Genomic DNA, 24,975 nt, shown 5'->3' with positions numbered 1-24,975 from the left:
TAACACCATGCTCTGCCAATTCACCGATAACACGTTCTGGGTTGGCACCTGGTTTATCAATCTTGTTGATAGCTACGATGATTGGAACGTTGGCCGCTTTTGAGTGGTTGATGGCTTCGATAGTCTGAGGCATAACCCCGTCGTCGGCCGCTACAACCAAGATAGTAATATCGGTAACAGATGCACCACGCGCACGCATAGAAGTAAAGGCCGCGTGTCCTGGTGTATCAAGGAAGGTAATCTTCTTGCCATTTTCCACGATTTGGTAGGCACCGATATGCTGAGTGATACCACCTGCTTCACCTGTCGCAACACGAGAGTTACGAAGGGTATCCAAGAGGGTTGTTTTACCATGGTCAACGTGTCCCATGATGGTTACAACTGGTGGACGCTCAACCAATTCATCTTCGTTAAGATAGCCATCTTCGACAAAGAAACGTTCGATGTCGGCATTATCCACTTCAACCTTTTGTTTGGCTTCAATACCATAATCCACCATGAGGAGTTCAATGGTTTCCCCATCCAAGGATTGGTTTTGTGTAGCCATGACACCCATCATAAAGAGTTTCTTAACGATTTCAGCTGGTTCACGTTTGATACGTTTTGCGATTTCCGCAACAGTCATACCATCTGTATACTCAAATTCTGTTGGCAATTCATGGAACTTACGCTCTGTAACAGGTTTTGGAGTCTGGTTACGGTTGTTTTGCTTGTTCCCTTTTTTATTTTTCTTATTGTTATTCCAGTTACTATTTCTTTGATTTCTCACTTGATTCTGACTACTTCGATTCTTTTGTTGTTTTCTAGGACCATCTTCTTCGTGATCATAATCGTCACGTTCTTTGTCTGGTCGAGCTTGTTTTTTACGACGTGTATCCACTGGCGCTTCTTTCGCTACAGGAGCTACTGTTACGGCTGGCTGCGTTTGTTCAGCTAGCTTAGCAGCTTCTTCAAAGATTTCCTCTGGTTCCTTGCGTTTGTTAGCTTGAGCCAAGGCTTCTTTGGCAGCTTGCGATTGTTTGAAGCGCTCCTCGCTTGAGCGTGCGTACTCTGCATTTTGCTCTGCTTTTAGGGCTGCTGCACGGGCTTTAAAGTCAACACGTGGTCCAGCTTGTTTTGGCTGGAAGTCTTGTTGCTGACGGCGATCATTGCCACGATTCCCTTGACCTTGTGGTTTTTTCCCTTGGTCGTTAAATCGACGATTGTCGCGGTTCCCTTGACCAGGTTTACCACCATTACGGCCGTCATTTTTCTGACGGTTGCCGTTTTGTTGTTGGTCACGGTTGTTGCCCTTGTTTTGTTTGCGTCGCTCTGCCTGCTCTTTGGCACGCGCCTCACGCTCCGCCTTGAAGTTTCGACTCTGTGGTCTTGCGGCCACTACTTTTTCTTCCTTAGGAGCTGCAGGTGTAGCTGATTTGCTTTCTTCCTTTGCGGCAGCTGGTTTAGATGATGCAGGCTTTTCAGCTTTCTTTTCTACACTTGCTTTTGGTGCTGCAGGTTTTGCTTCTGCCTTAGGAGCAGGTGCAGGTTTAAAGCTAGCTGCGATTTGCTCAGCAGCAGCAGCTTCCACGCTCGATGAGTGGCTTTTCACATCCAAGCCCAACTCTTTTGCACGCGCTACAACTTCTTTACTTTCTTTTCCAAGTTCTTTTGCGATTTCGTACAATCTTTTCTTAGACAAATCATGTCCTCCTCTTCTATTCCATAAGAGACCTCATTTTCTTTGTAAATCCAGCATCTGTCACAGCCAAAACCTTTCGCGATTTTCCGACTGCTATGCTTAATTCCAGTGTTGAAAACACGGTTATAACTTCTACTTGATAATAGTCACTTTTATCTTGAATCTTCTTGGTCAGATTAGGACCAGCATCCTGTGCTAGAAAGACTAGCTTGGCTTTCTGGTCTTGGATGGCTTTGACCACCAATTCCTCACCTGATATGATCCGGCCTGCTCGTTGAGCAAGTCCCAAGAGATTGCTTATCTTTTGCTTATTCAAGTCCTAACTCTCTTCTTTTCACTTTGTGATCCACATAAGCGATCAACTCGTCATAAAAGCTTTCTTCCACTTCCATGTTAAAGCTGCGGTTAAAGACTTTCTTCTTTTTTGCCTCTAGGGCTTCTGCATTGTCTAGCTTGATATAAGCGCCACGGCCATTGGCCTTGCCTGTCGGATCGATAAAGACCTGTCCTTCTTTGTTCTTGACAATGCGGAGCAAATCACGCTTATCAATCACTTCATTGGATACAACAGACTTGCGCAAAGGGATTTTTCTTGTTTTCATCTTTCCCTCCTCTAGCAGCTTTTATTCTTCCGTCAATTCGTCCGCAACTGCGTAATCCACTTGACCTGCTTCTTCCATAGCTTCAAACTCACTGGCTGACTTGATATCGATACGGTAACCCGTCAAGTGAGCTGCCAAGCGAACGTTTTGTCCACGACGACCGATGGCAAGAGATAGCTTGTTATCAGGTACAACGACCAAGGCACGTTTGCTGTCATTTTCATCAAAGATAACTTGGTCAACCTCTGCAGGTGCGATAGCATTGTAGATAAACTCAGCTGGATCTGCTACCCACTCGATAACGTCGATGTTTTCTTCGACAGGAATCATGCGATCGCTCTTGGCATCGTAACGAGCTGGGTGGAATTTGCTAGTGATTTTCTTGATATTGGCACCACCACGTCCAACGATTGTCCCGATAGCATCCACGTTTGGATTGTGGCTACGAACAGCAACCTTGGTACGGTCACCTGCTTCACGGGCCACACTCATGATTTCAACAGTTCCATCATACACTTCTGGGATTTCTTGCTCCATCAAGCGTTTGATCATTTCTGGATGGCTACGGCTAACAAAGACGTTGACACCACGAGGATTGTCTTCAACCTTGTAAACGTAGACTTCGATACGGTCGTGGGAAGCAAAGACTTCTCCAGGGATTTGGTCTTGTTTTGACAATTGGGCCTCGATGCTGCCAAGGTTGACATAGATAAAGCGGTTGTCAAATCGTTCTACTGTACCAGACATGATTTCTTGTTCATGTTCTTTGTAAGTATTATAAGTGATGGCACGTGTTTGCTTGCGCATTTTTTCCATGATGGTTTGTTTAGCAGATTGGGCTGCTACACGACCAAACTCAGCTGGTGCTTCTTCGAACTTGATTTTGTCACCAAGCTCATAGGCTGAATTAATGGCAAGGGCATCTTTCAAGCTAATTTCCAAACGGCTATCAAATACTTCATCAACCACTTCACGAACAGTATAGACAGTAAAGTCACCTGTTTTTTCGTTGAAGTCAATAGCTACGCTGTCTGATTGACCATAGCGTCTGCGATAAGCGGAACGAAGCGACTCTACTACTGCGTCGATGATATCTTCTTTTTTGATTCCCTTGTCTTCTTCCAAAATGCGGAAGGCCTCTAGCATTTCTTTACTCATGTTCTTTTCACTTTTGAATCCTCAAAAGCTATCCTTTCTTTTCTATAATTTTACCGCTAAACGTACTTTTGATACTAAACTGTATGGAATTTGAACGGTTTTCTTTCGTGTCTTGTCCATATATTCCATGGTCAACTCGTCTTCTTCAAAGGATACCAAAGTTCCTTCAAAGACTTTTTGCTTATCAATGGCTTGGTAGAGCCCGACATGAATGTATTTCCCAACTGCTCCAGCGACAGCATCCTTGGTTTTCAAAGGACGTTCCAAGCCTGGACTGGTGATTTCTAGGAAATATTGTTCTGGGAAGGGATCTGGCTTGATAGTGTCTAGGACAGGACTGATGATTTCTGTCAGGTCTGCCGTGTCGTTCAAGGTAATTCCTTCGGGTTTATCTACAAAAATACTGAGAATCATGTCACTGCCAATCTTTCCATACTCGATATCCACGAGCTCGAAAGGCGCTTGGATGACAGGTTCTACAACTTCTCTGACTAATTCTACGATTGTTGCGATTGCGTCCACCTCCTCATAAGCAAGAGGCGAAGATATTTCCCCGCCTCTCTTTCTCATATTCTTACTATCAGTATAGCACGTTTGTCAATTTATGTAAAGCATTAGCACTCAAACAGCTGGTTTTCAAGCTATTTCTTAAAATTCTGCTTCAACTCGGTAGATCACTTGACCCTTGCTGGAGAATTTTTGCTCATACTCTGTCATGACATTGCCTTCAAAATCACTGGCATGCAAGTCTAGCCAAACACCATTTAGTTTCATCCCATACTGAGAAAAGCTTACCAAGCTGTACTCAAACAAGCCACGATTGTCTGTCTTGAAATGGATTTCCCCATTCTCAGGCAAGATGCGCTTGAAGGTATCCAAGAAACTCTTGTAAGTCAAACGACGTTTTTCATGGCGTTTTTTAGGCCAAGGATCTGAAAAGTTTAGGTAGAGACGATCAATCTCACCGTCTTCAAAGTAGTCAGTCAGATCTGAACCATCTACCCACAGCAACTTGATGTTGGGCACTCCAACTTCTAATACCTTATCCAAGGCATAACTCAATACCGACTTTTGGATATCAATCCCGATGTAGTTGATGTCAGGATTTTGCTTGGCCATTCCTGATACGAAGGCCCCTTTCCCACTTCCAACTTCAACATGAATAGGATGATCATTTCCAAACAAGTCTCGCCATTTCCCTTTAGCTTCCAAGGGATTGAGGACTACATACTGAGGATTTGCCTCTAGTAATTCTGTCGCCCCTTTACGATTTCTAACTCTCATCTCTTCTTTCCATACTTATCACGGAAGACACGCAAGGCATAAATCTCCCGGTTTACATTGTCTAAATCTTGATTTTCACAGTATTTGGCAATCTGGTTCAAGTAAGAATACTGACCATACCAATACAATTTATCTAACACTGTCTGATTGTACTTATAGCCGTAGTCTCTCAACCATTGGCGCCACTGATGATCCGGAATGTAGTGGCATAGCAAATGCGCCACATCAAACATACGATCCGTCAGACGAACCGAATCCCAATCCACTAGATAAACGAGTCCACTCTCTGTCTCAATCCAATTACTATGACGAAGATCCCCATGCACAATCGTAGCATGGTCTTCCCTAAAACCTGGAACCGTCTTACCTAGCTCAGCAATCACACTGTTCAAATAGTGGTTTTGCTTCAAAATTTCTGGAACTCCTTGCTGCCAAGAACGTAGCAAATCAACTGGTGTTTCCATGGTGTATCCCAAACGGCTCAACTGCTTCATCAAAGGACGCGAGCGGTGAAGGCGGTTCAAGATATTGATAATCTGCTTGCGATTCATATCGTAAGGGGTCAAGATTTTGCCCGTCAGCCATTCCTGAGCACACATATCACGGCCGTCTGGCAAACGACGAGTCCATAGTAATTGAGGAGCGATTTGTTCTCTGGCTAGGCCAGGTAGGATTGGAGAGGTGTTCATTTTTACAAAGACGCGCTTCCCATCAGGGTAGCTTCCCATATAAGCTTTGCCGCTCTTCCCAGGGATAGGGGTCAGCGTTAGCTCATTATCACCCAAGTCCATTTCTTTCCTCCGTATAAAGTTTCCTTACTATTCTACTAGTTTTTGGTCTATTCGTCAACCAATCTTTTTAGTTGGTAAGGCAAATAAAACAATTGTAGGAAGAGACTTGCTCCTACAAGAGCCAACAAGGCTATTTTTTCTTGAAAAACCACTGCTCCGACCAGCAATTCTAACAAAAGAACTGCACTTCCCACACCGAGTATGATCTGTTTCAATCCCTTTTCTTTCTTCCCTTTTTCTAGTGGAAAGAGCTGGGTCAAGTATTGGTAATCAAAGGCATGATAGAGGGCCAGTAACTGAAAGAGCAAGAGGTAATTAAATAGAACCACCACTGCCGTCGCGATCCAAGCTTGTTCGATAAAGACTAGAGCTAACAAGGATAGGAAGAGGAGGCGGAGACTGAGGGCAAAGAGGTCTCCATTTCGCAAGTAAGAACGAAGATAGAGATTTTGCCAAATCTTGCTCGGCACTTTCTGAACTACTTTAAGGATAAAATCCAGATAAGCGCGACGTTTGACACTATTTGAAACGCCCTTGACCTGAGTAAAGAGAGCAAAGAAACGAAGCAAAACTTGCTTGCGCTTGCTTTCTTGGGCGATCACATAGTCCCAGTCAATTCCGTTCTCAGTAAAAAATTTACTGGCTTTTTGACGAAAGAGGAGATATTTCCCAGCTCCTAATAAAAGCACATAGGAAAGAAAGATAGGCAAGCCATAGCCCATGGCTAAAAATAAGGGCGCAAATAAAAGCAAGAAAAGGGTTTGGACAAAGAGCCAAAAGACCAGTGAGCGCATCGTCTGCCCATTGAGGTGGGACTTAACCTCCTCTTCACTGACTAAGAGAAAGAGCTTGTCAGGTCCTTCCATATAGGTCGCGATTCCTCCCCAAGCCAAAAGCAAGGCAGATACAATCCCCAAAAACAAGAGGATAGGCCAATGATTTTCAGGAAAATGTTGCAAGAGTTGACTGTACTGGTAAGCTAGAAAACCGATGAGAACTAGCAGGAACAAGACAAAGTGGTCATTGAGAACATAGCGCAGATAACCGACGCACTCCTTACGAAAAGCCTGCTTTCTCCTTAAAAACAAGTCTTTCATAGGTCCCCCTCTTTGGTTAGAGCCAAGTAAATGTCATTCAAACTCGCTTCAGGCATGCTAAAGATCTCGCGCAGTTGCTGGAGGTTCCCCTGAGCCCGCACCTCCCCCTTGTGGAGAATAACAAAGGCATCACACATCTTCTCCGCCGAATCCAAAACATGGGTACTCATGAGAATGGACTTGCCTTTTTGCTTTTCTACTTCTAGAAGCTGAATCAAGTCAGAAATGGCCAGCGGATCGAGCCCAAGGAAAGGCTCATCAACGATGAAAAGGCTCGGATCTACGACAAAAGCACAGATAATCATGACCTTCTGCTTCATCCCTTTGGAGAAATGCACTGGGAACCAGTCTAATTTTTGATCCAGACGAAACATTTTTAATAAAGGTTCCACTCGCTCGAAAGCTATATTCTGCTCAATACCATAAGCCATAGCAACCGTCTCGATATGCTCTCTGAGAGTCAATTCCTCATACAAGCTAGGCGTTTCTGGGATGTAGCCAATCTGCTTGCGGTAGCTAGTCGCATCTTCTCGCAGGGTCAAACCATTAATCTTGATTTCCCCACTGTAAGGTGTCAAGAGACCAATAATCTCATTGATTGTCGTTGATTTACCCGCGCCGTTAAGACCGATCAAACCGACTAACTGCCCACTTTCAACTGTAAAGGACACATCTTTCAAGACAGGGACATGAACATAGCCTCCTGTCAGGTTTTTAATTTCTAACATATTTTCTCCGAATCTGGTATAATGTAGCTATATTATATCAAAATTCAATACAGTAGAGGTGGATTTTATGTCAGATTGCATTTTTTGTAAGATTATCGCAGGGGAGATTCCTGCTTCAAAAGTATACGAGGATGAGCAGGTTCTTGCCTTTCTTGATATCTCTCAAGTAACGCCTGGACACACCTTAGTCGTACCAAAAGAACACTATCGCAATCTTTTGGAAATGGATGCTACAAGTGCCAGCCAACTCTTTGCCCAAGTGCCAACAGTAGCTCAAAAAGTCATGAAGGCTACCAAGGCTGCTGGTATGAATATCATCGCCAACTGCGAGGAAGTTGCTGGTCAAACGGTCTTTCATACTCACGTGCACCTCGTACCTCGCTACGGTGCAGAAGATGACCTCAAGATTGACTTTATCGCCCACGAACCTGACTTTGACAAACTTGCCCAAGTCGCAGAATCCATTAGAAATGCTTAAGGAGATGCCATGAAACTATCAAATCTACTGCTATTCGCAGGAGCTGCAGCTGGAAGTTATTTTGTTGTGAAAAATCGCCAAGCCATTCAGGATGAAGTGCTAGATACAACTGATCGTGTCGAGGCCATTAAGGAGGATTTGGATATCATTCAAAACAGCCTGCAAGTTATCAACCAACAAAAAGAACTCATCAAGGAATATCAAAAAGATTTAACCTATAAATTCAAAGTCTTGGAAAAAGATTTCCAAACCAGAATGGCGGTCCTCCAAGAAGAAAAACAAGAATAAGAGAGCCTCCAAGTTTCCTTAAATCCTTTTTGGGTTACTAGATTCGAACAGAAAAGGGAGGGAATGAAAGTGAAACAGTTTTTAAAAGTTCTAGCGAAGGTCATCGCGATCCCTTGTGGCTGTCTCTGCCTTCTGACGGCTCTAGCATTTCTACTACTGATGAATCTTTTCAAGGCCTCACCGAGTGACATCCAAAAAGGAAATGAATCCTTAAAACAAATATTTATCTCTCTTGACATGCCTCCTGAGAAAGTAGAATCAAATGGAAGGTATCAATTCGAGGGTGGAGGCTTAAATTTCTATGTTACTTTCTCAGATGAGGTTATCAATAGTCACCCCGTCCTAAAAGAAAGTCCAAAACTCACCAAAAACCGACTGGAAGTCTATGTCCTACAGGCAGGGGATATTTCATACTATAAGGTAGGAGACAACTTGTTCAATCACGGTTTAATACAATTTTTAGAAAAGGAAAGTGAGAAGTATTTCCAAGAAAAAGGAAAGAAATCAAAATTTTCTTACACAATTCTAAATTGGAATGATCAGGAAAGTCTTAAAAAGGGAATTGCATTCTATGAAAAAACTTTGACCTTAGTGGATATTCAAGATAACTCGGCAATCAAACACATTGATACTATTACCATTACGCCTGGCAAGGAAGCGGAAATCAAGCAACTCATTCAGGAGATGGATGCAGCTGGCTTGCTCACTCAAAAGTATAAATAGTAGACTAACTGGAGAATGATTTCTCGATACTAAATTTCCCAAGATTATACAAAAAAAGAGCCCGCTGGCTCTTTTTACTTTATTCTCCTTCAAAGGCATCTTTTATGTGGTCAAAGAAGCCTTTTTTCTTTGGATTGACTTTCAAGTCACCTGCAGCTGCGAATTCTTTAAGCGCAGCTTTTTGGCGGTCGTTCAAACCTGTCGGAGTCACGACATTAACGGTAACATATTGGTCACCAACGGCACCGCCACGAAGGCTTGGCGCTCCCTTGCCACGTAGGCGGAATTTCTTGCCAGTCTGAGTTCCCTCTGGGATGACCAATTCAACATCGCCATGCACGGTTGGAATTTCCACAGTATCTCCTAGAGCTGCTTGAACAATATTAAGGTTCAGCTTGTAGAAAATGGTTGTTCCTTCACGTTCAAACTTATCACTGGCTTCAACAGAAACCACCACGTACAAGTCCCCGTAAGGTCCACCGTTAAAGCCTGCTTCACCTTGACCAGCGAGGCGGATTTGTTGGCCTGTTTCCACACCAGCAGGGATTTTTACATGTACGCTATGAGCTTGTTTTTCATGCCCTGTTCCGTGACAAGTTGTACATGGATCTTTGATTTCTTTTCCGCGACCATGACAGACATCACAGGTTACTTGGCGACGCATCATACCAAGAGGAGTCTGCGTATCGACGTTAATGACACCAGCACCATGACAGCGTCCACAAGTGACTGGACTTGTCCCTGGCTTAGCACCAGAGCCATTACATGTACGACAGCTGGCTTCACGATTGTATTTCACTTCTTTTTCCGTTCCGAAGATAGCTTCTTCAAAGGTTAAGTTCACACGATACTGGAGGTCATCCCCTTGACGAGGAGAGTTTGGATTGCGTGAAGCTCCTCCTCCTCCGAAAAAACTTGAGAAGATATCTTCAAAACCACCGAAGCCACCTGCTCCGTCAAAGCCACCAAAACCACCAGCACCACCAAAGCCACCGTTGGCACCCGCAGCACCATACTGGTCGTAGGCTGCACGTTTTTGGTCGTCACTCAAAGTCTCATAGGCTTCTTGAACTTCCTTGTATTTTTCCTCAGCGCCAGGCTCCTTGTTGATATCTGGGTGATATTTTTTCGAAAGCTTACGATAAGCCTTTTTGATCTCGTCTGCCGAAGCGTTTTTTGACACCCCCAGACAATCATAAAATTCAGTATTGTTCATACAAGATACTAAGAGCGAACAGAAAGCGACTGAAATTTAGGAAACCGACAAGAAATCCTGATTTCTTAGGAGGTTTATCTAATTTCCAAGCTTTCCGCTCGAGTTCAATTACGAACACCCTTATTCCTTTCTGTTAATATTACGGAACGAAACCACGATTTAGGTCGGGTTCAATTCCTTTCTAACTTAGTGTAAGAAAGAACCGGAAATTTGCATTCCAATTTCTTTCTTACCGAAAAACAGAGGCTGGGTTGCAACCTCTGGATTTCTTATAATAAATTCGGCTTTTCCCTGAGCACATTGATAATATCTCGAGCATTAGTTATATTTTCTGAATAGTTTCCGCTCGCACCATCATCATCTTGGTAACTAGAATTTCGTGTCAACGAATAATCACTTTCAATTATATACTCTGTAACTGAATTCCTTGTATATTTACCATCTGAGCTCCAACTATCAAAACTATCTTCTTCAATATATCTATTGCCTACCGAATCAATGAAACGCATTAACAAATCTACATCACTATCATTCAAATGACAACTCGCGATATCAACATATTGCGAAAGATATTCTCTTTCTTCTTTAGTAGCCATATCATTCTCCTTTAAGAATAACTATCTAATAATCAGGGACAATTAAATTAAATATAGAACTTGAAAAATCTATCTACTTTTCCGTAAACTCTCCGTCTACGACGTCATCGCCTGCGTTTCCTGTTGCTTGTGCGCCTTCTGCTCCTGCTTGAGCTTGTTGCGCTGCAGCTGCTTGTTCGTAGAGTTTCACAGCAAGTCCTTGAGCTTTTTCGTTCAATGCTTCAAGTTTTGCTTTCATTTCATCCAAGTTGTTGTCTTCTTGCGCTTTCTTAAGGTCATCAAGGGCAGCTTGGGCAGCGTCACGTTCTGCATCAAAACCTTTGCCTTCAGTTTCCTTGATGGTCTTTTCAGTCGCAAAGATAGCTTGGTCTACTTCGTTACGAAGATCTACTTCTTCCTTACGTTTCTTATCTGCTTCAGCATTTGCTTCTGCATCTTTCATCATGCGGTCGATTTCTTCGTCTGTCAAACCTGAGTTAGATTGGATAACAATTGTTTGTTCTTTTTGAGTTCCAAGATCTTTAGCCTTAACAGACACGATACCGTTCTTATCGATATCAAATGTTACTTCGATTTGTGGAATACCACGAGGTGCAGCTGGGATATCTGTCAATTGGAAACGTCCAAGAGTCTTGTTATCTGCTGCCATTGGGCGTTCACCTTGAAGAACATGGATATCAACGGCTGGTTGGTTGTCTGCTGCAGTTGAGAAGACTTGTGACTTAGATGTTGGAATAGTAGTGTTGCGATCGATAAGTTTTGTAAATACTCCACCCATTGTTTCGATACCAAGTGACAATGGCGTTACGTCAAGAAGGACAACGTCTTTCACATCACCAGTAATGACACCACCTTGGATGGCAGCACCCATGGCAACAACTTCGTCAGGGTTTACTGATTTGTTTGGTTCTTTACCAGTTTCAGCTTTTACAGCTTCTACAACGGCTGGAATACGAGTTGAACCACCAACTAGGATAACTTCGTCAATATCTGACAAGCTCAAACCTGCATCTGAAAGGGCTTGACGAACTGGAACTTTTGTACGTTCTACAAGGTCACGAGTCAAATCGTCAAATTTTGCACGAGTCAAGGTCATTTCTAAGTGAAGAGGTCCAGATTCACCAGCAGTGATGAATGGCAAGCTGATTTGAGTTGAAGTTACACCAGAAAGATCTTTCTTAGCTTTTTCAGCCGCATCTTTCAAACGTTGAAGAGCCATCTTGTCAGTAGACAAGTCAATACCATTTTCTTTCTTGAATTCTGCAATCATGTGATTGATGATTTTTTGGTCAAAGTCGTCACCACCGAGTTTGTTATCCCCTGCAGTCGCCAATACATCGAAGACACCGTCACCCAATTCAAGGATAGATACGTCGAATGTACCACCACCAAGGTCAAATACCAAGATTTTTTCTTCTTTGTCAGTCTTGTCCAAACCATAAGCAAGAGCTGCTGCAGTTGGTTCGTTGACAATACGTTCTACTTCAAGACCAGCGATTTTACCAGCGTCTTTTGTAGCTTGACGTTGTGCATCGTTGAAGTAAGCAGGTACTGTGATAACAGCTTTAGTTACTTTTTCACCAAGGTAATCTTCAGCGTAACCTTTCAAGTATTGAAGGATCATAGCTGAGATTTCTTGTGGAGTATATTCTTTTCCGTTAGCAGAAACTTTTTCTGAAGTTCCCATCTTAGATTTGATAGAGATGACTGTATCTGGGTTTGTAACTGCTTGACGTTTTGCGGCATCACCAACGATGATTTCTCCGTTTTTGAATGATACTACAGATGGAGTTGTACGGTTTCCTTCTGGGTTTGCGATGATTTTGCTTTCAGTTCCTTCAAGAACTGCAACTGCTGAGTTTGTTGTACCTAAGTCAATACCGATAATTTTAGACATGTGTTTTCTCCTTAAATTTTATATTCTTTCTTTTTGATACTCTTCTTAGGTGGCGGCGCCGTCAGAGCTTGACTCGTCAATCTCTTTGACTAAACTTTGAGCCTAAGGTCTCAAAGTTTGCGCAAATAGCGCCACGGCGAAGAGTATCGTCTTTTGTTCGCTTCGCTCACTATTGCAAAGCTGAACTACTTTTTTATCTTTCTTCATAGTTTAGTGTCGTTTCGGACAAGTTTTTAAGTTCTCTAGCCTAGTTATATACTACTACCATAGCCGGTCTTAGGATGCGGTCATGGAGTTTGTAGCCTTTTTGGAAGACTTGAGCGATGGTGTCTGCTGGGTGTTCATCGTCTGCTGGGAGAGTTTGGATGGCCATATGGTAGTTATGGTCAAATTCACCGTCAGCTGCGATTTCTTCGATTCCTTCTTCTTTCAAAGCGTGAATCAAGCTCTCTTGCACCATCTCCAATCCTTTTTTGACGTCGTCTGTCAAACCTTCAACTGCTAGTGCACGTTCTAAGTTGTCAAGCGACGGTAAAATTGCTTTTGCCAGATCTTGGCTACGATAACGTTGCAAGTTTTGACGTTCTTCATTGGCACGGCGTTGAATATTTTGCATTTCTGCATGAGCGCGAAGGTATTTGTTTTCGAACTCATCCGCACGTTCATTTGCCAAGTCCAACTCAGACTTCTCAGGAGTTGTTTCTTCAGTTGTTTCCACAACTTCCTCTTCTTTCATTTCTTCGTTTTTTTTATCTCGGGCCATGTTCGCCTCCTTTAATGATTTCAAAATTAATTTACTTCATAATGATTACTGCTGAGGTAGCGATAAAAATCTGTCAACTTCATGGTCAATACGCGGTTGACTACATTGACTTGGTTGACCAATTGCTGGTAATCCAGATTAACCGGACCGATAATCGCTAGAATTCCAAAACCTCGATAAGGAATGAGGAACTTACTGCTAATCACCGCCAAATCAGCTAGACAGGATTCCTGACTATCTGCAATACGGACATTTTGCATCTGATCTTCATGAAGACCCTCACGAATCTCCAAAGCCACCTTTTGCGGTTGGTCAAAGAACTGATAGGCTGCTAGATTGGCAAAATTCAAGAGATTGACCTTGCCCGACACTACAATGTTTTCGTTGAACATTTCTTTAAAAATGTGTTCAAAGAGATCCATGACATTGTCCGTGGTTGTAAAGTAACGCTGGATAATCTGCGGAATCTCCGTCCGAATCTTGTAATGAATATCTAGAACGGTATGACCGAGGAAACGTTCCTGAATGATTGCCTTCAGTTTCAGCAAATCTTCCTGCAAGAAGTTCCTTGGAATCAGAAATTGACTGGTAACCGTTCGGGACTCGTCTAGGGTAAATACTGCCAAGGCTGTATGTTGCCCCAAGACAACAATATCAAAGGCTGTCAACCGTTGCCTGCTCGGCTCAACATCCAGTGCTACTACCGTACAGCCGCTCAGGTCTGTCAGTAGATTAGCAGCCTCTTGCAGAATATCCTCCAATTTGAAGAATTCCTGATCAAAGGCTTTGACAATCTCATATACCTCATTTTCAGCCAGTCGGTCAAAATCCAGTGAGTGTTTCACATAGTACTGAAAACCAGCAACACTTGGCATGCGACCGCTTGAAGTATGCGCTTTTTCAAGCAATCCTTGTTTTTCTAGAGCTGCCATGTCATTACGAATGGTAGCACTACTAGAATTAATAGACTCTTGTAGCGCCTTGGATCCGACAGGTTCGTGCGTTTTGGTAAAGATGTCAATAATCAGATTTAAAATATCCTGCTGACGCTCTGTAACCATCTCATCACTCCTCTCTGTCCGATCGATTAGCACTCTATGTACCCAAGTGCTAACTCATGATTCTATTATACATCCTTAGAAGAGAATGTCAAGACAAAAACTCAAAAAATTAGCACTCTTTTACCAAGAGTGCTAAAAATCAGTCTGAAGACCTAGAATCTTACTTCTTATCTACTTGGTATTTCCTTTTAAGTCTGAAAAAACCATAGATTAGATAAGAAATCAAGCAAGCGTATAAAAAGAAAATAATAAAGAAAGACTGAGACAAATTTTCTCGATACAAACTCATGCAAACAACAAGACCACCTGAAAAAGTGGCTATACAGGAACGAAGTCTAGACCGCATAACTTCCCATCTAAGACCATTAAGCATATAGACTTGATCCTCTGAAAGTATATCAGAAGTTGGTTTACGAAGAATTAAACAAAAACCTGTTTCTATCAATTCCCAACCGCTATTTCTAAAATCTTGGAGTTCATGCTTATACTTTTTAAGAAATCTAGAATCATAGATATGATAGATGACATCATCTGGTTGGCATTGTTCAAAATAGAAAAAGCCCAAACGATTAGTTCTATATCTCCAACCTTTCAAGTGCATCTCATGTAAATATTCTTCTTCCTTGTCCAAATCAACAATGGTGAAAATCCTAAATTGTATCTTGCTATTCATTGTCTTACCTCCAAATTAGAAAACAGGCATTGTTTCATTTATCAGATAATTCTTTCCACTTTTGACTCAATTTCCCAAAAATATAAGAAATCTGAATCGCAAAAACTATCAATAAAATCCAATCTATTATGAAAATCAAAAATACTTCCCATCTGAAAGAACTAGCTCCACTGACAAACTTTGAGAAAACCGGTAGTAGAGCTAAAAATAGAATCAAAATAGGAAGCATCCGCATTATTAAAATCCGTTTGATCATAGCTAACTTCCCTGTAGCGTCATTATAGATTTCAAACTCAGTATCCGATTCAATTTCAGAATGTGCTTTTCTAAAATAGGAAAAACTATTAAAGTCTGTAATATGCTCCCAGCCACAGTCTTTAAATAGTTGTAAATAGGAGGCTCTCTCTGATTTTTTCATGGGATAAAAGTCCAACTGATAAGACACCTGCTCCGGTTGGCACTTTTCAAAAGTATACTTAACCGCAACTACTAAGTTAGAGTAGCTTACTTCCTTAAGTTTCCAGCCCTTAGCATGCATTTCCCCAAGGTATAAAGCCTCTCTATCATAATCTGCAATTGTAGATATCCGATATACAACCTTCTTTTCCATCATACTTCCTCCCGACTATTTCTATAGAGCCGTTCAATACGTTTCAATTCAATATCTAAGACTTTTCGTCCCAAGTCTGTGATCTGATAGATTTTACGTTTTTCCTCTTCCTGGATAAAGGAAATCAAGCCATCCTTTTCCATCTTTGACAAGGTTCCATACATAGTTCCAGGACTAATCAAAACTTGCGAATCAGTCATCTCCTTGACCTTTTGTGTGATACCATATCCATGGTTCTCCTTCTGTAAACAAAACAAGATATAAAAACCTGTTTCAGTCATGGGAAGGTAAACACGCCTGATCTTATCTGTTAATTCCATTTAATCACACCTCCTATTCAGTTCGATATATCGCACCTCGTTATATAAACTATATCACATCTCGATATAAAATGCAAGAAAAAAGACCACCCTCAGGCAATCTTTCTTCTATATTAGTAAAGATCTAAATAATTATCAACTTCCCATTGTGAAACAAAGGTCGCATAGCTAGCCCACTCGATACGTTTGGCTTCAAGGAAACTAGTGTAGATGTGTTCACCTAGGGCTGCCTTGACCACTTCATCCTCAGTCAAAGCTTTCAAGGCGTTATGAAGAGTTGATGGAAGGTCGGTGATTCCAGCTTCCTTACGCTCTTCTGCTGTCATGATGTAGATATTTTCTTCGATAGGAGCTGGTGCTTCGATTTTGTTTTCAATACCATGCAAACCAACTTCCAAAAGAACAGCCATAGCGATGTATGGGTTTGCCATTGGGTCCACTGAACGCAACTCAAGACGAGTTCCCATACCACGTGAAGCCGGCACGCGCACAAGTGGCGAACGGTTACGACCAGCCCAAGCAATGTAAACAGGTGCTTCATAACCTGGAACCAAACGTTTGTATGAGTTAACTGTTGGGTTCATGATAGCAGTATAGTTGTAAGCATGCTTAATCAAGCCACCAAGGAAATGGTAGGCCGTTTCAGACAACTGCATTCCTTTTGGATCATTTGGATCAAAGAAGGCATTATTTCCTTCTGCATCAAACAAGGACATATTACAGTGCATACCTGATCCAGCAATACCAAATTTTGGTTTCGCCATAAAGGTTGCGTAAAGACCGTGTTTACGAGCAATGGTTTTAACAACAAGTTTAAAGATTTGAATCTTATCACAGGCACGGAGGACTTCATCATACTTGAAGTCAATCTCGTGTTGTCCAACCGCAACCTCGTGGTGACTCGCTTCTACTTCAAATCCCATTTTAGTCAAGACATTCACGATTTCGCGACGCGTATTGTCCGCGAGGTCAGTAGGCGCCAAATCAAAGTAGCCACCCTTGTCATTTACTTCAAGTGTTGGATCCCCATTTTCATCCAACTTAAAGAGGAAGAATTCTGGTTCTGGACCAAGGTTGAAGGATTTGAATCCTACTTCTTCCATATGACGAAGTGCACGCTTCAGATTACCACGTGGGTCACCTGCAAAGGGTTCGCCTTCTGTTGTATAGACATCACAGATCAAACCTGCAACACTTCCATTTTCATCTCCCCATGGGAAGACTGTCCATGTATCCAAGTCTGGGTACAAGTACATATCTGACTCATTGATACGTACAAAACCTTCAATAGAAGAGCCATCAAACATGGCTTTGTTTGACAAGACCTTATCTAACTGTTCATCTGTAGCAGGAATTTCGACGTTTTTCATGGTTCCCAGAATATCTGAAAACATGAGACGGATAAAGGTAACATTTTTTTCCTTGACTTCACGACGAATATCTGCAGCTGTGATTGGCATGGGTTTTCTCCTTAATATATGACTACTTGCGATTGCCTAACCGCGACCAAAGGGTGACCGTACTGAAGCAAAGCGCCCCTGCTGGAGGAGTTCATTGTGGAGTGCGCGACGCACTTCCGTCTGACTCACGGCTTTCTTGGACTTCGCCTCGCGTTCAGCATATTTTTTCTTAATCGCAGCAATATTATGACCTTCAGAGATATAATCTTTGATTTCAAGTAGACGATCCATGTCATTCAAAGAATACATGCGACGGTTCCCTTCGTTTCGATCAGGCTTTATCAACTCTTGATCTTCATAATAACGAATCTGACGCGCCGAGAGATCGGTCAATTTCATAACACTGCCGATAGGAAAAACAGCCATATTTCGGCGAAATTCTCTTTCCTTCATTTACAATTTCCTTCTTCCTGTCTATTATAGTCTAAAAAAAGACATACGTCAACGAATAATGTCACAAAATGTGACATTATTTTCTTTTTTTCTCCCAAAAGAGTTTCAGTTGCTCAATATCATAATTTACAAGGATTGCGACAAAAACTCCCATAAATGTTTCAAATACGCGCGCAAACACGTACAAAAATGTTTCTCCGCTTGGTATTGATAGGGTAATAATCAACATAGCCGCTACACCACCGATAACTCCTGCCTTGTTGTTCATGGCAACATTTGTCATAATGGTTAACATGGTGCAAATTGGAACAACTAGTAAGGTTACCCAAAAGGCTCCATGAAATAAAGTGTTTAAGAGGAAAAAGACAAGGGCGTAAAAACCGCCAATGCTATTTCCTAAGATACGCGAAGTTCCAAAATGGACGCTCTTATCAAAGCTCTCTCGTAAACTAAAGACCGCTGTCAATGCTCCGATTTGAAGCCCCTTCCAGCCAAAAAAACCAAAAATCAAGAGAACTATAAATACGGCAATCCCCGTTTTGAAAGTTCGCATACCAAGCTTGAACTGTGACTTATCAAATTTATATTTTTTAAAATAACTCATAATCTCAACTTTCTACTACCATTTTAACATAAATTAGTTGATTTTATGAGTGAAAATCAATAGGAAGCGTTTTTAATTTCGGGCTATAAAAAAGAGGAAACAGAGTTCCTCTTTTCTATGATTTAATCTAAGAAAGCTTATTTTTCTGTAAGTGCTGCCAATCCTGGAAGAACTTTACCTTCAAGAAGCTCCATTGAAGCTCCACCACCAGTAGAGATCCATGAGAACTTGTCTGCACGGCCAAGGTTGATGGCTGCAGCAGCTGAGTCACCACCACCGATGATTGATTTCACACCTGGTTGTTTCACGATAGCATCCATGACACCGATTGTACCAGCTTGGAAGTCAGGGTTTTCAAACACACCCATAGGTCCGTTCCATACAACTGTTTTCGCACCAGTCAAAGCTTCGTCAAATTTAGCGATAGATTTTGGACCGATATCCAAACCAAGGAAACCTGGGTCTACTGCTTCACCTTCAGTGTCTTTCACTTCAGTATAGTCAGCAAATGCGTTTGCTTCTTTTGAGTCAACTGGCAAGATCAATTTGCCGTTTGCTTTTTCAAGAAGAGCTTTTGCAACATCCAATTTGTCTTCTTCTACAAGTGAGTTACCGATTTCGATACCTTGAGCTTTGTAGAATGTGTAAGTCATCCCACCACCGATAAGCACTTTATCAGCTTTTTCAAGCAAGTTTTCGATAACACCGATCTTGTCTGAAACTTTTGAACCACCAAGAATCGCTACGAATGGACGTTCTGGAGCTTCAACTGCTTCTTGGATGTAGGCAATTTCATTTTCAAGAAGGAATCCAGCAACAGCTTTTTCAACGTTTGCTGAGATACCAACGTTAGATGCGTGTGCACGGTGAGCTGTACCGAATGCATCGTTTACGAAGATACCATCTCCAAGTGATGCCCAGTATTTACCAAGTTCAGGATCGTTTTTAGATTCTTTCTTGCCGTCAACATCTTCGAAACGAGTGTTTTCAACCAAGAGAACTTGTCCATCTTCAAGAGCGTTAACAGCGGCTTCCAATTCAGCACCACGTGTAACACCTGGGATAAATTTAACTTCTTGTCCCAATTTAGCAGCCAAGTCAGCAGCTACAGGAGCAAGTGATTTACCTTCTTTGTCTGCTTCTTCTTTTACACGTCCAAGGTGAGAGAAGAGGATTGCACGTCCACCTTGTTCAAGGATGTACTTGATAGTTGGAAGAGCTGCAGTGATACGGTTGTCATTGGTAATCACGCCATCTTTAACAGGTACGTTGAAGTCAACACGAACGAGAACTTTTTTCCCTTTCAAGTCAACGTCTTTAACAGTCAATTTTGCCATTAGATATGACTCCTTCTTTTTTTATACGTGTTAATTATATCACAAAATCCGCAAAAGAGATAGAAAAACCCTAAACTTTTCTTGTTCATTCTTGCAACTAAAACTAATATTTTTTATAATATAAGCTAGAAAAACCTTGCAAAACAACTCATTTACTCATCCTTTCACTGATTTTTACTAGTTAAAACAAGGCCTGACTAATCTACAGTCAAACCTTGTTTTTTATTTTTATGAGAAAATCCAAGATTCGTAAATCTGATTAGTCTTCTCTCTTCTTTCTAGAGAGCAAGCCGTAGCCACTCATTACTCCGAGGAGTCCCAGCGCTACTAGACTAGCATCTCTTGTCGCTCCCATATTTGGCAGCTCTTTACTTACTTCTTCAACTTTTGCTGGTGCTGCTGAAAGAGCTTGATCCCTTGTTTGTGAGACTTGATCCTCTTTCGTTCCTACTTCAACAATTTCTGGAAGGGCTTCCTTGAGAACTTCAGTTGAAAGAAGAGTGCGTTTGCCTTGGGCATCCACCTCTACAAAGTGACGAACTTGGCCTTCCACACCTGCTTGAACTAGCTGACGTTGACCTTTCAGAAGGCTTGCATTTGGTCGTTCTTGACGTTCGAAGGCCATTGTAGCCTCTTCAACTTCCAGTTTCGGAGTTGCTAGAACTAAATCTTTCACACCTTCAGCTGGTTGGTTGCTTGACAGAACTTTTGTTCCTACTTCTGTGATTTCTGGGATAGCTTCCTTGAGAACTTCAGTTGAACGAAGGGTGCGTTTGCCTTGGACATCTACTTCTACTAGACGACGAATTTGGCCTTCCGCTCCTGCTTGAACTAGCTGGCGTTGTCCTTTGAGAAGCTCGGCGTTTGGTCGCTCCTGACGTTCAAAGGCTGTTGTTTCAGTTTCAACAACTAGTTCAGGGAGGGCTTCAACTGTTGGAGCCACTTCATTTGGATCCATGCTTCCAACATGATGGCTTTCTTCTGCAGGTGCTAGTTTCTTATTCAACTTTTCTTTCATGTCCGCAAAAGCTTGTGGAGTTGGTGTTTGTGAAGACAACAAAGCTTCAGCTTGGGCAATCAACTCAGCTTTAGGATCTTTTTCACGGACAGATTCGAGCAAGCCTTCCAATTCTTCTCTAGCAGTTTGATAACGTTGACTTCCATCCAAGTCCGCTCCAGCTTGTTTCAATTCATTCAAGGCTTTGTTGACTTCTTCTTGACTGGCATCATGGTTTTCTGCAACAGCTTTCGCTGCATTAAGTTTCTCTACTAGTACAGCTTGTTTGTTCTCACTTGAGAAGGTATAGGCAAGGGTTGACTGGCGACCTTGGGCAGCAGTGATTTCTTGTTTGAGGTACTCATCGTTGACAGCTGCTTTTGGAGAAACCAAGACATCGAACTCAGCAGTGTGTCCCTTGTAATGCAGGGTCAAGGTTTGTCGTCCAGTCTTCTGAGCATCATAGCCCGTGATTTCAACACCTTGATCCGTAAAGGCATGACTTTCTTCCGTCTCATCATCATAGAGGACACCGAAGCGACCTTCAGAGAGATCCAGTTGATCCCCTACTAGATAGTCTGTTTTTGGTTTCTTCGTAATGTACAAACCTGCTACTTCTTTTGGTTTTCCTTCATCCTGTCCTGTCACTTGGACTTTCAAGTCTCCAGTAACTGGAAGTCCAAGGTAGCTGACTGCGAGCTTTTGTTCCCCTTTTTGATGAGCGTTGTAGCCAGATACTGTCACACCTGAGTGAGTAAGGTTAATCAGCTCATCGGCTTGTCCCCCTTCATATTGAACACGGAGGGTTCCGCCTCTGAGGTCCAGTTTTTCTCCCTCTTTATAAACTGTCTTCTTAGGTCCTTTTTCAAGGCTAACTGTAGCAATTTTTCTTTCATCCTGCAGAATCGCTACTGCCAAGGTGTTACTGATTTCTTTACCAGGTAGTTGGGTACGATAGTAGAGGAGATTTGGTTGCTTGTCAAAGGCCAATGGTGCAGTTGCCAGGTCGCCACCAGTTTCAGTCTTCAAGGTTGCAATTGGTGTTTGTGAGTCTGCCTTGTCGTAAACGGTGATGGTTGCGCCTACCGGAACATCAGAGAAGCCTAGTTGAACTTGGTGGTTTCCAAGTGAACGGGCAGCTACCTTAGCCATTGGAATATTTTGGCTTTCTGTATCCAAGGTTTCGTACATCTTCCAATTGTAGATACGAATGGCTTTCCAAGGTGTTCCGTTATCTGAAGTGATAACTTTTAGGCGCCAATCTTGGGCAGTGATTGGTTTGTCAAGAGTGATATCTGTAACGTGCGCTTTGTTGCCACGGACTTCCTTAGCTAGTTTCCACTCGCCATCTGTATCCTTGTAGTAAAGATCAAAGTCCTTGGTGTTCATCAAACCGTCGTTTACGGATTCTCCACCAGCTCCCGCATGATTCATGACCCATCTAACAACGGTACGTGGCTTGGTCAAGCGAATATCCACACTACCGCTCAATTGTCCTGAAGACCACTTGTCTGACAGACTTGTAATCGTACCGTTCAACATACCTTCAATACCTTCTCCACCTTCAGTATTTGGGAAAGTGCTACCAATAACCGTTGCACCTGGAACGATATTTTCAGCTAAAGGTCTTGGAAGAGTCGTATCCTGAACTGTCATCCCCCAGTTAAAGGATGCCGTCGCAGCTTCGGAACGAAGGCCATTTTTACCAACTGCAACGACTTTCAGTTCCTGAGTCGTACCAGTCGCATTAGCAGAACGGCTAACTTTTGGCAAGTAGATGGTTGAAGCAGATGATCCTGTCAACAAACGCCAGTTATCTCCATCTTTTTCGTAGACTTCATAGAAATCTGCATCTTGGTTACCCGCAAACTGGACCACTGCTTCAGCTTCTTGGGCATTTTTAAGAGATTGTTTCACCACAGATAGCCCCGTCGGTGCCTGTGGTGCTTGGTGATTGTCCGTGATAGTTAATTGTCCTAGGTTGAACTGATAATCTTTTACAGCACCTTCATGTTCGAAGAAGAGTTTGACTGCATAGATGGTTTTACCTGCTAGTGAGCTAAGGTCAAATTCTTCATTCTTCCAGTCATCAGAGAGAGTCAGTTCTTTCCATGCAGCTGCATCCTCAAATTTGTAGTCTGGAGTCGTAGAGAAGGCCATATAAACTTTAGAGCCTTTTCCTCCCTTGTGGGCAACACGAAGTTTGGTTTTCTCTGTTACTTCTAGTTTGGTAGAATACAAATTCACATCCTGGTCCGTCTTACCAGCTACATCGCCTGAGAATTTAAGGGAGTTTCCTCCATTATAGGCATCTGTAAAGTCATATTCTGCACGAAGTTTTTCCCCTGTTGAAGTCTGCCACCAGCGCCATGTTGGCAAGACACCAGAAACAGAACGGTAGTTCCACTCAGAATCCTTAGAAACTTTGCCGTCTACAAACCATTTTCTACCATGACCTGTATTAAAGGAGGTCGTGAAGGTTCGACCTACTGCTGGTGTACGGTCAGCAACTAAATTGGCAATTCCATACCACTCTTTATCTGCTGGTTTTTGAGCCGTTGGATCTCCTTGGTAACCTGTAAAGAAGATGTCTTCGTTCTTGTGGTAGTCTTCGCCTGTTTTTCCTAGACTGGTAATCGTATCTGGTGCAAAAAGTCCAAGTGACAAACGCAACTTGCCTTTTTCATCTAAGAGGGCATCCCATTTGACTTTGGTCTTATAAGAACCACCTTGTTGCAATTCCAAGCCTGCAAAGACATCATATTGACTACGCTCTAGCCATTTGGCCATCTCTACGGAGTGGTCATTCTTTTCCTTGTTCCAGTTGAAATTGGCAAAGAATTGATCTGCAGGGACTTTGTCACCTTCTTTTTGCATGAACTGGTAGTTGTAATCACCTAGACCATCTTCGTGGTAACGACCGTATTTGTAGGTCATGGCATCGTACCAAGCATACTTGATCGGGTGGTTGACTTTGGCTGCGTATTCTTTTGTATAGAGCATGAATTGGCGCATTTTTTCACCAAGAGGTGCTACCAATTCCCCCGTTGTTTCCTGATTGATGAAATAGCCATCAAAGCCATAGTACTTAGCGAGATCAACGAGTTTGCGTGCAATTGGGAATGTGCCATCCTCATCTTGTTTCAAGGCAGCGGCAAATTTCTCTTGGTCAGCAATACTGTTTGACCAGTTGAAAAAGAGTGTTCCATAAACGGGAACTCCGTTGCGGTGACCGGCATCAATGACATCTGGAGTTGGAACTAGACCTTCCCAGAAGACCATTGAATCCAAGTATTGCCAGTAGTCAAAAGCATAGGCCTTGAATTCTTCTCCACCAACAGAAGCGTGGTCTTTGGCCTTTGAGTTGGTGTTTGCTAGCGCCTGAACCTTGGCTCTTCTGCTTGCTTTTTCGTTAACCAACTGGCCTCTATGGCGCTTGGCGAGTTCAACTGATGAACGGTTAATGGGATCATCCTCACGCGCACCCGGTTCCCATTTCAACAAATCCTCCCAGGTATCAAATTTGATTTCTTTTGGTCGGAGACTCTTTTCTTCATTTTTAGGAACGTCTGCTAGAGTCGGTTTGTCGGCTTTCTTCTCAGCTACTTGAGGAGTTTCCTCTGGTTTAACTTCTTCTTTTTCAGTTGGTTGAGCAGGTTTTTCAGTTTTATCTGTCGGAGTTGGCTTTGCTTCTTCTTTTTCATTAACCAGATCCGTTATTGCTGGAGTGTTTTCTGAAATTGGTTGCTCAGCTACTTTGTTCTCTGTTTCCTCTAATTGTTTTTCAAGGGCTGCAGTATCTGGATTAGCTGTTTCACTAGCTCTTGTAGCTTGGGCGCTCGTATTTGCAGCTGTTTCAGGGACTGCGACTTGTTCGGCAAGAGCTGGGCTCGCAAATAGAACTGAACCAATCATCAAGGAACAAGCTCCGATTGACAGCTTACGAATACTGTAACGGCAACGTTTTTCAAAAAATAGATCTTTCATCTTATCCTCCTAATAAAATATAAAGTAAGCGCTTTACTTTTTGATAAAAAGTAACTGTTCTCAGTGCACACCACCAGAACAGGATCATCTTCATTTTATCCTATATGAAAGCGATGTCAATCTATTTAACATAAAAACTATAACTAGGATAATAATCAGTAAAATTTGGACACAATCCTATAAATCATTTCTCTTATAGGTAATCTATCTCTCATTTTAAACGAAAGTTCT

General features: G+C 42.3%; 25 protein-coding genes. 3 read left to right on the top strand and 22 right to left on the bottom strand.

Translation table 11 applies throughout. From position 1 onward, the window contains the following. The 9 genes from SORDD27_RS07835 to SORDD27_RS07795 form a co-directional block, all read right to left on the bottom strand. Window positions 1-1,681 (bottom strand): translation initiation factor IF-2 N-terminal domain-containing protein (locus SORDD27_RS07835; protein ID WP_155718900.1); only part of this gene is annotated, 1,681 nt, incomplete at its 3' end. A gap of 16 nt (window positions 1,682-1,697) precedes the next feature. Beyond that, window positions 1,698-1,997 (bottom strand): YlxQ-related RNA-binding protein, encoded by a 300-nt coding sequence (locus SORDD27_RS07830; RefSeq protein ID WP_001041399.1) that lies wholly within the window; start codon window positions 1,995-1,997, stop codon window positions 1,698-1,700. Then, complete coding sequence (gene rnpM / locus SORDD27_RS07825; RefSeq protein WP_000857560.1) at window positions 1,990-2,283, bottom strand: RNase P modulator RnpM; 294 nt, start codon at window positions 2,281-2,283, stop codon at window positions 1,990-1,992. The genes SORDD27_RS07830 and rnpM overlap by 8 nt, the downstream gene beginning before the upstream one ends. A 21-nt stretch (window positions 2,284-2,304) precedes the next feature. Further along, on the bottom strand, window positions 2,305-3,441 hold the full coding sequence (gene nusA / locus SORDD27_RS07820; protein WP_000032281.1) for a transcription termination factor NusA: 1,137 nt from the start codon (window positions 3,439-3,441) through the stop codon (window positions 2,305-2,307). 42 nt (window positions 3,442-3,483) lie between these two features. Next, the gene (gene rimP / locus SORDD27_RS07815; protein ID WP_081103401.1) at window positions 3,484-3,963 is read right to left on the bottom strand and encodes a ribosome maturation factor RimP; all 480 of its coding nucleotides are present in this window, start codon (window positions 3,961-3,963) and stop codon (window positions 3,484-3,486) included. A gap of 126 nt (window positions 3,964-4,089) precedes the next feature. Next, window positions 4,090-4,725 carry a tRNA (guanosine(46)-N7)-methyltransferase TrmB gene (gene trmB / locus SORDD27_RS07810; protein WP_001266088.1) on the bottom strand — a complete coding sequence of 212 codons (636 nt, stop codon included), beginning with the start codon at window positions 4,723-4,725 and terminating at the stop codon, window positions 4,090-4,092. Continuing rightward, window positions 4,722-5,516 carry a cell cycle regulator CcrZ gene (gene ccrZ / locus SORDD27_RS07805; protein WP_000363019.1) on the bottom strand — a complete coding sequence of 265 codons (795 nt, stop codon included), beginning with the start codon at window positions 5,514-5,516 and terminating at the stop codon, window positions 4,722-4,724. The genes trmB and ccrZ overlap by 4 nt, the downstream gene beginning before the upstream one ends. Window positions 5,517-5,563: 47 nt before the next feature. Continuing rightward, window positions 5,564-6,613: an ABC transporter permease gene (locus SORDD27_RS07800; RefSeq protein WP_061428394.1), complete on the bottom strand. Its 1,050-nt coding sequence runs from the start codon at window positions 6,611-6,613 to the stop codon at window positions 5,564-5,566. After that, window positions 6,610-7,341, bottom strand: coding sequence for an ABC transporter ATP-binding protein (locus tag SORDD27_RS07795; protein ID WP_061428392.1), 732 nt, complete (start codon window positions 7,339-7,341; stop codon window positions 6,610-6,612). Before SORDD27_RS07795 ends, SORDD27_RS07800 begins: the two co-directional genes overlap by 4 nt. 67 nt (window positions 7,342-7,408) lie before the next feature. Between SORDD27_RS07795 and SORDD27_RS07790 the strand changes: the two genes are divergently transcribed. From SORDD27_RS07790 to SORDD27_RS07780, 3 genes are all read left to right on the top strand, one after another. Next, window positions 7,409-7,819 (top strand): HIT family protein, encoded by a 411-nt coding sequence (locus SORDD27_RS07790; RefSeq protein ID WP_061428391.1) that lies wholly within the window; start codon window positions 7,409-7,411, stop codon window positions 7,817-7,819. 9 nt (window positions 7,820-7,828) lie between these two features. Beyond that, window positions 7,829-8,107 carry a hypothetical protein gene (locus tag SORDD27_RS07785; protein ID WP_061428390.1) on the top strand — a complete coding sequence of 93 codons (279 nt, stop codon included), beginning with the start codon at window positions 7,829-7,831 and terminating at the stop codon, window positions 8,105-8,107. 63 nt (window positions 8,108-8,170) lie between these two features. After that, window positions 8,171-8,830, top strand: coding sequence for a hypothetical protein (locus SORDD27_RS07780; RefSeq protein WP_061428389.1), 660 nt, complete (start codon window positions 8,171-8,173; stop codon window positions 8,828-8,830). A 79-nt stretch (window positions 8,831-8,909) separates the two neighbouring features. Here the strand turns inward: SORDD27_RS07780 and dnaJ are convergent, their stop codons facing one another. From dnaJ to SORDD27_RS07715, 13 genes are all read right to left on the bottom strand, one after another. Beyond that, window positions 8,910-10,046, bottom strand: a complete 1,137-nt coding sequence (dnaJ, locus tag SORDD27_RS07775; RefSeq protein WP_061428388.1) for a molecular chaperone DnaJ — start codon at window positions 10,044-10,046, stop codon at window positions 8,910-8,912. A 269-nt stretch (window positions 10,047-10,315) separates the two neighbouring features. Beyond that, on the bottom strand, window positions 10,316-10,642 hold the full coding sequence (locus tag SORDD27_RS07770) for a hypothetical protein (protein ID WP_061428387.1): 327 nt from the start codon (window positions 10,640-10,642) through the stop codon (window positions 10,316-10,318). 73 nt (window positions 10,643-10,715) lie between these two features. Next, window positions 10,716-12,539, bottom strand: a complete 1,824-nt coding sequence (gene dnaK / locus SORDD27_RS07765) for a molecular chaperone DnaK (RefSeq protein WP_061428386.1) — start codon at window positions 12,537-12,539, stop codon at window positions 10,716-10,718. Window positions 12,540-12,786: 247 nt separating this feature from the next. Then, on the bottom strand, window positions 12,787-13,302 hold the full coding sequence (grpE, locus tag SORDD27_RS07760; protein ID WP_049519837.1) for a nucleotide exchange factor GrpE: 516 nt from the start codon (window positions 13,300-13,302) through the stop codon (window positions 12,787-12,789). Window positions 13,303-13,328: 26 nt separating this feature from the next. Then, entirely contained in the window at window positions 13,329-14,363 is a 1,035-nt protein-coding gene (hrcA, locus tag SORDD27_RS07755; RefSeq protein ID WP_061428384.1) for a heat-inducible transcriptional repressor HrcA, read from the bottom strand. A 160-nt stretch (window positions 14,364-14,523) separates the two neighbouring features. Further along, the gene (locus SORDD27_RS07750; RefSeq protein ID WP_061428382.1) at window positions 14,524-15,036 is read right to left on the bottom strand and encodes a DUF2812 domain-containing protein; all 513 of its coding nucleotides are present in this window, start codon (window positions 15,034-15,036) and stop codon (window positions 14,524-14,526) included. 34 nt (window positions 15,037-15,070) lie between these two features. Then, complete coding sequence (locus SORDD27_RS09795) at window positions 15,071-15,646, bottom strand: DUF2812 domain-containing protein (RefSeq protein ID WP_081103400.1); 576 nt, start codon at window positions 15,644-15,646, stop codon at window positions 15,071-15,073. After that, window positions 15,646-15,966: a PadR family transcriptional regulator gene (locus SORDD27_RS07740; RefSeq protein WP_061421692.1), complete on the bottom strand. Its 321-nt coding sequence runs from the start codon at window positions 15,964-15,966 to the stop codon at window positions 15,646-15,648. The genes SORDD27_RS09795 and SORDD27_RS07740 overlap by 1 nt, the downstream gene beginning before the upstream one ends. A 113-nt stretch (window positions 15,967-16,079) precedes the next feature. Continuing rightward, window positions 16,080-17,426 carry a type I glutamate--ammonia ligase gene (glnA, locus tag SORDD27_RS07735; RefSeq protein ID WP_001122885.1) on the bottom strand — a complete coding sequence of 449 codons (1,347 nt, stop codon included), beginning with the start codon at window positions 17,424-17,426 and terminating at the stop codon, window positions 16,080-16,082. Between the two features lie 36 nt (window positions 17,427-17,462). After that, window positions 17,463-17,819, bottom strand: coding sequence for a transcriptional repressor GlnR (gene glnR / locus SORDD27_RS07730; RefSeq protein WP_000664333.1), 357 nt, complete (start codon window positions 17,817-17,819; stop codon window positions 17,463-17,465). Between the two features lie 76 nt (window positions 17,820-17,895). Continuing rightward, on the bottom strand, window positions 17,896-18,423 hold the full coding sequence (locus tag SORDD27_RS07725; protein ID WP_000119887.1) for an FUSC family protein: 528 nt from the start codon (window positions 18,421-18,423) through the stop codon (window positions 17,896-17,898). Between the two features lie 137 nt (window positions 18,424-18,560). Further along, window positions 18,561-19,760, bottom strand: a complete 1,200-nt coding sequence (locus SORDD27_RS07720; protein WP_001096770.1) for a phosphoglycerate kinase — start codon at window positions 19,758-19,760, stop codon at window positions 18,561-18,563. A 259-nt stretch (window positions 19,761-20,019) separates the two neighbouring features. Further along, a complete protein-coding gene (locus tag SORDD27_RS07715; RefSeq protein ID WP_061428380.1) occupies window positions 20,020-24,744 on the bottom strand; it encodes an endo-beta-N-acetylglucosaminidase in 4,725 nt (1,574 codons plus the stop codon). Between the last annotated feature and the right edge of the window lie 231 nt (window positions 24,745-24,975).

The sequence above is a fragment of the Streptococcus oralis genome (assembly GCF_001579025.1).
In the GTDB taxonomy this organism is placed as follows: Bacteria; Bacillota; Bacilli; order Lactobacillales; family Streptococcaceae; genus Streptococcus; species Streptococcus oralis_X.
The sequence above is the reverse complement of the archived record's forward strand: the minus strand, read 5'-3'. Positions and strand labels throughout refer to the sequence as shown.

Excerpts from the sequence above, each read along its gene's own strand:
- SORDD27_RS07725 (WP_000119887.1), bottom strand. The coding sequence starts at position 18,423 with ATGAGTTATTTTAAAAAATATAAATTTGATAAGTCACAGTTCAAGCTT.
- SORDD27_RS07750 (WP_061428382.1), bottom strand. The coding sequence starts at position 15,036 with ATGAATAGCAAGATACAATTTAGGATTTTCACCATTGTTGATTTGGAC.
- hrcA (WP_061428384.1), bottom strand. The coding sequence starts at position 14,363 with ATGGTTACAGAGCGTCAGCAGGATATTTTAAATCTGATTATTGACATC.
- SORDD27_RS07770 (WP_061428387.1), bottom strand. The coding sequence starts at position 10,642 with ATGGCTACTAAAGAAGAAAGAGAATATCTTTCGCAATATGTTGATATC.
- trmB (WP_001266088.1), bottom strand. The coding sequence starts at position 4,725 with ATGAGAGTTAGAAATCGTAAAGGGGCGACAGAATTACTAGAGGCAAAT.
- dnaJ (WP_061428388.1), bottom strand. The coding sequence starts at position 10,046 with ATGAACAATACTGAATTTTATGATTGTCTGGGGGTGTCAAAAAACGCT.
- dnaK (WP_061428386.1), bottom strand. The coding sequence starts at position 12,539 with ATGTCTAAAATTATCGGTATTGACTTAGGTACAACAAACTCAGCAGTT.
- SORDD27_RS07795 (WP_061428392.1), bottom strand. The coding sequence starts at position 7,341 with ATGTTAGAAATTAAAAACCTGACAGGAGGCTATGTTCATGTCCCTGTC.
- SORDD27_RS07785 (WP_061428390.1), top strand. The coding sequence starts at position 7,829 with ATGAAACTATCAAATCTACTGCTATTCGCAGGAGCTGCAGCTGGAAGT.
- SORDD27_RS07715 (WP_061428380.1), bottom strand. The coding sequence starts at position 24,744 with ATGAAAGATCTATTTTTTGAAAAACGTTGCCGTTACAGTATTCGTAAG.
- SORDD27_RS07800 (WP_061428394.1), bottom strand. The coding sequence starts at position 6,613 with ATGAAAGACTTGTTTTTAAGGAGAAAGCAGGCTTTTCGTAAGGAGTGC.
- SORDD27_RS07790 (WP_061428391.1), top strand. The coding sequence starts at position 7,409 with ATGTCAGATTGCATTTTTTGTAAGATTATCGCAGGGGAGATTCCTGCT.
- SORDD27_RS07780 (WP_061428389.1), top strand. The coding sequence starts at position 8,171 with ATGAAAGTGAAACAGTTTTTAAAAGTTCTAGCGAAGGTCATCGCGATC.
- grpE (WP_049519837.1), bottom strand. The coding sequence starts at position 13,302 with ATGGCCCGAGATAAAAAAAACGAAGAAATGAAAGAAGAGGAAGTTGTG.
- glnR (WP_000664333.1), bottom strand. The coding sequence starts at position 17,819 with ATGAAGGAAAGAGAATTTCGCCGAAATATGGCTGTTTTTCCTATCGGC.
- SORDD27_RS07720 (WP_001096770.1), bottom strand. The coding sequence starts at position 19,760 with ATGGCAAAATTGACTGTTAAAGACGTTGACTTGAAAGGGAAAAAAGTT.
- rnpM (WP_000857560.1), bottom strand. The coding sequence starts at position 2,283 with ATGAAAACAAGAAAAATCCCTTTGCGCAAGTCTGTTGTATCCAATGAA.
- SORDD27_RS09795 (WP_081103400.1), bottom strand. The coding sequence starts at position 15,646 with ATGGAAAAGAAGGTTGTATATCGGATATCTACAATTGCAGATTATGAT.
- glnA (WP_001122885.1), bottom strand. The coding sequence starts at position 17,426 with ATGCCAATCACAGCTGCAGATATTCGTCGTGAAGTCAAGGAAAAAAAT.
- SORDD27_RS07740 (WP_061421692.1), bottom strand. The coding sequence starts at position 15,966 with ATGGAATTAACAGATAAGATCAGGCGTGTTTACCTTCCCATGACTGAA.
- ccrZ (WP_000363019.1), bottom strand. The coding sequence starts at position 5,516 with ATGGACTTGGGTGATAATGAGCTAACGCTGACCCCTATCCCTGGGAAG.
- nusA (WP_000032281.1), bottom strand. The coding sequence starts at position 3,441 with ATGAGTAAAGAAATGCTAGAGGCCTTCCGCATTTTGGAAGAAGACAAG.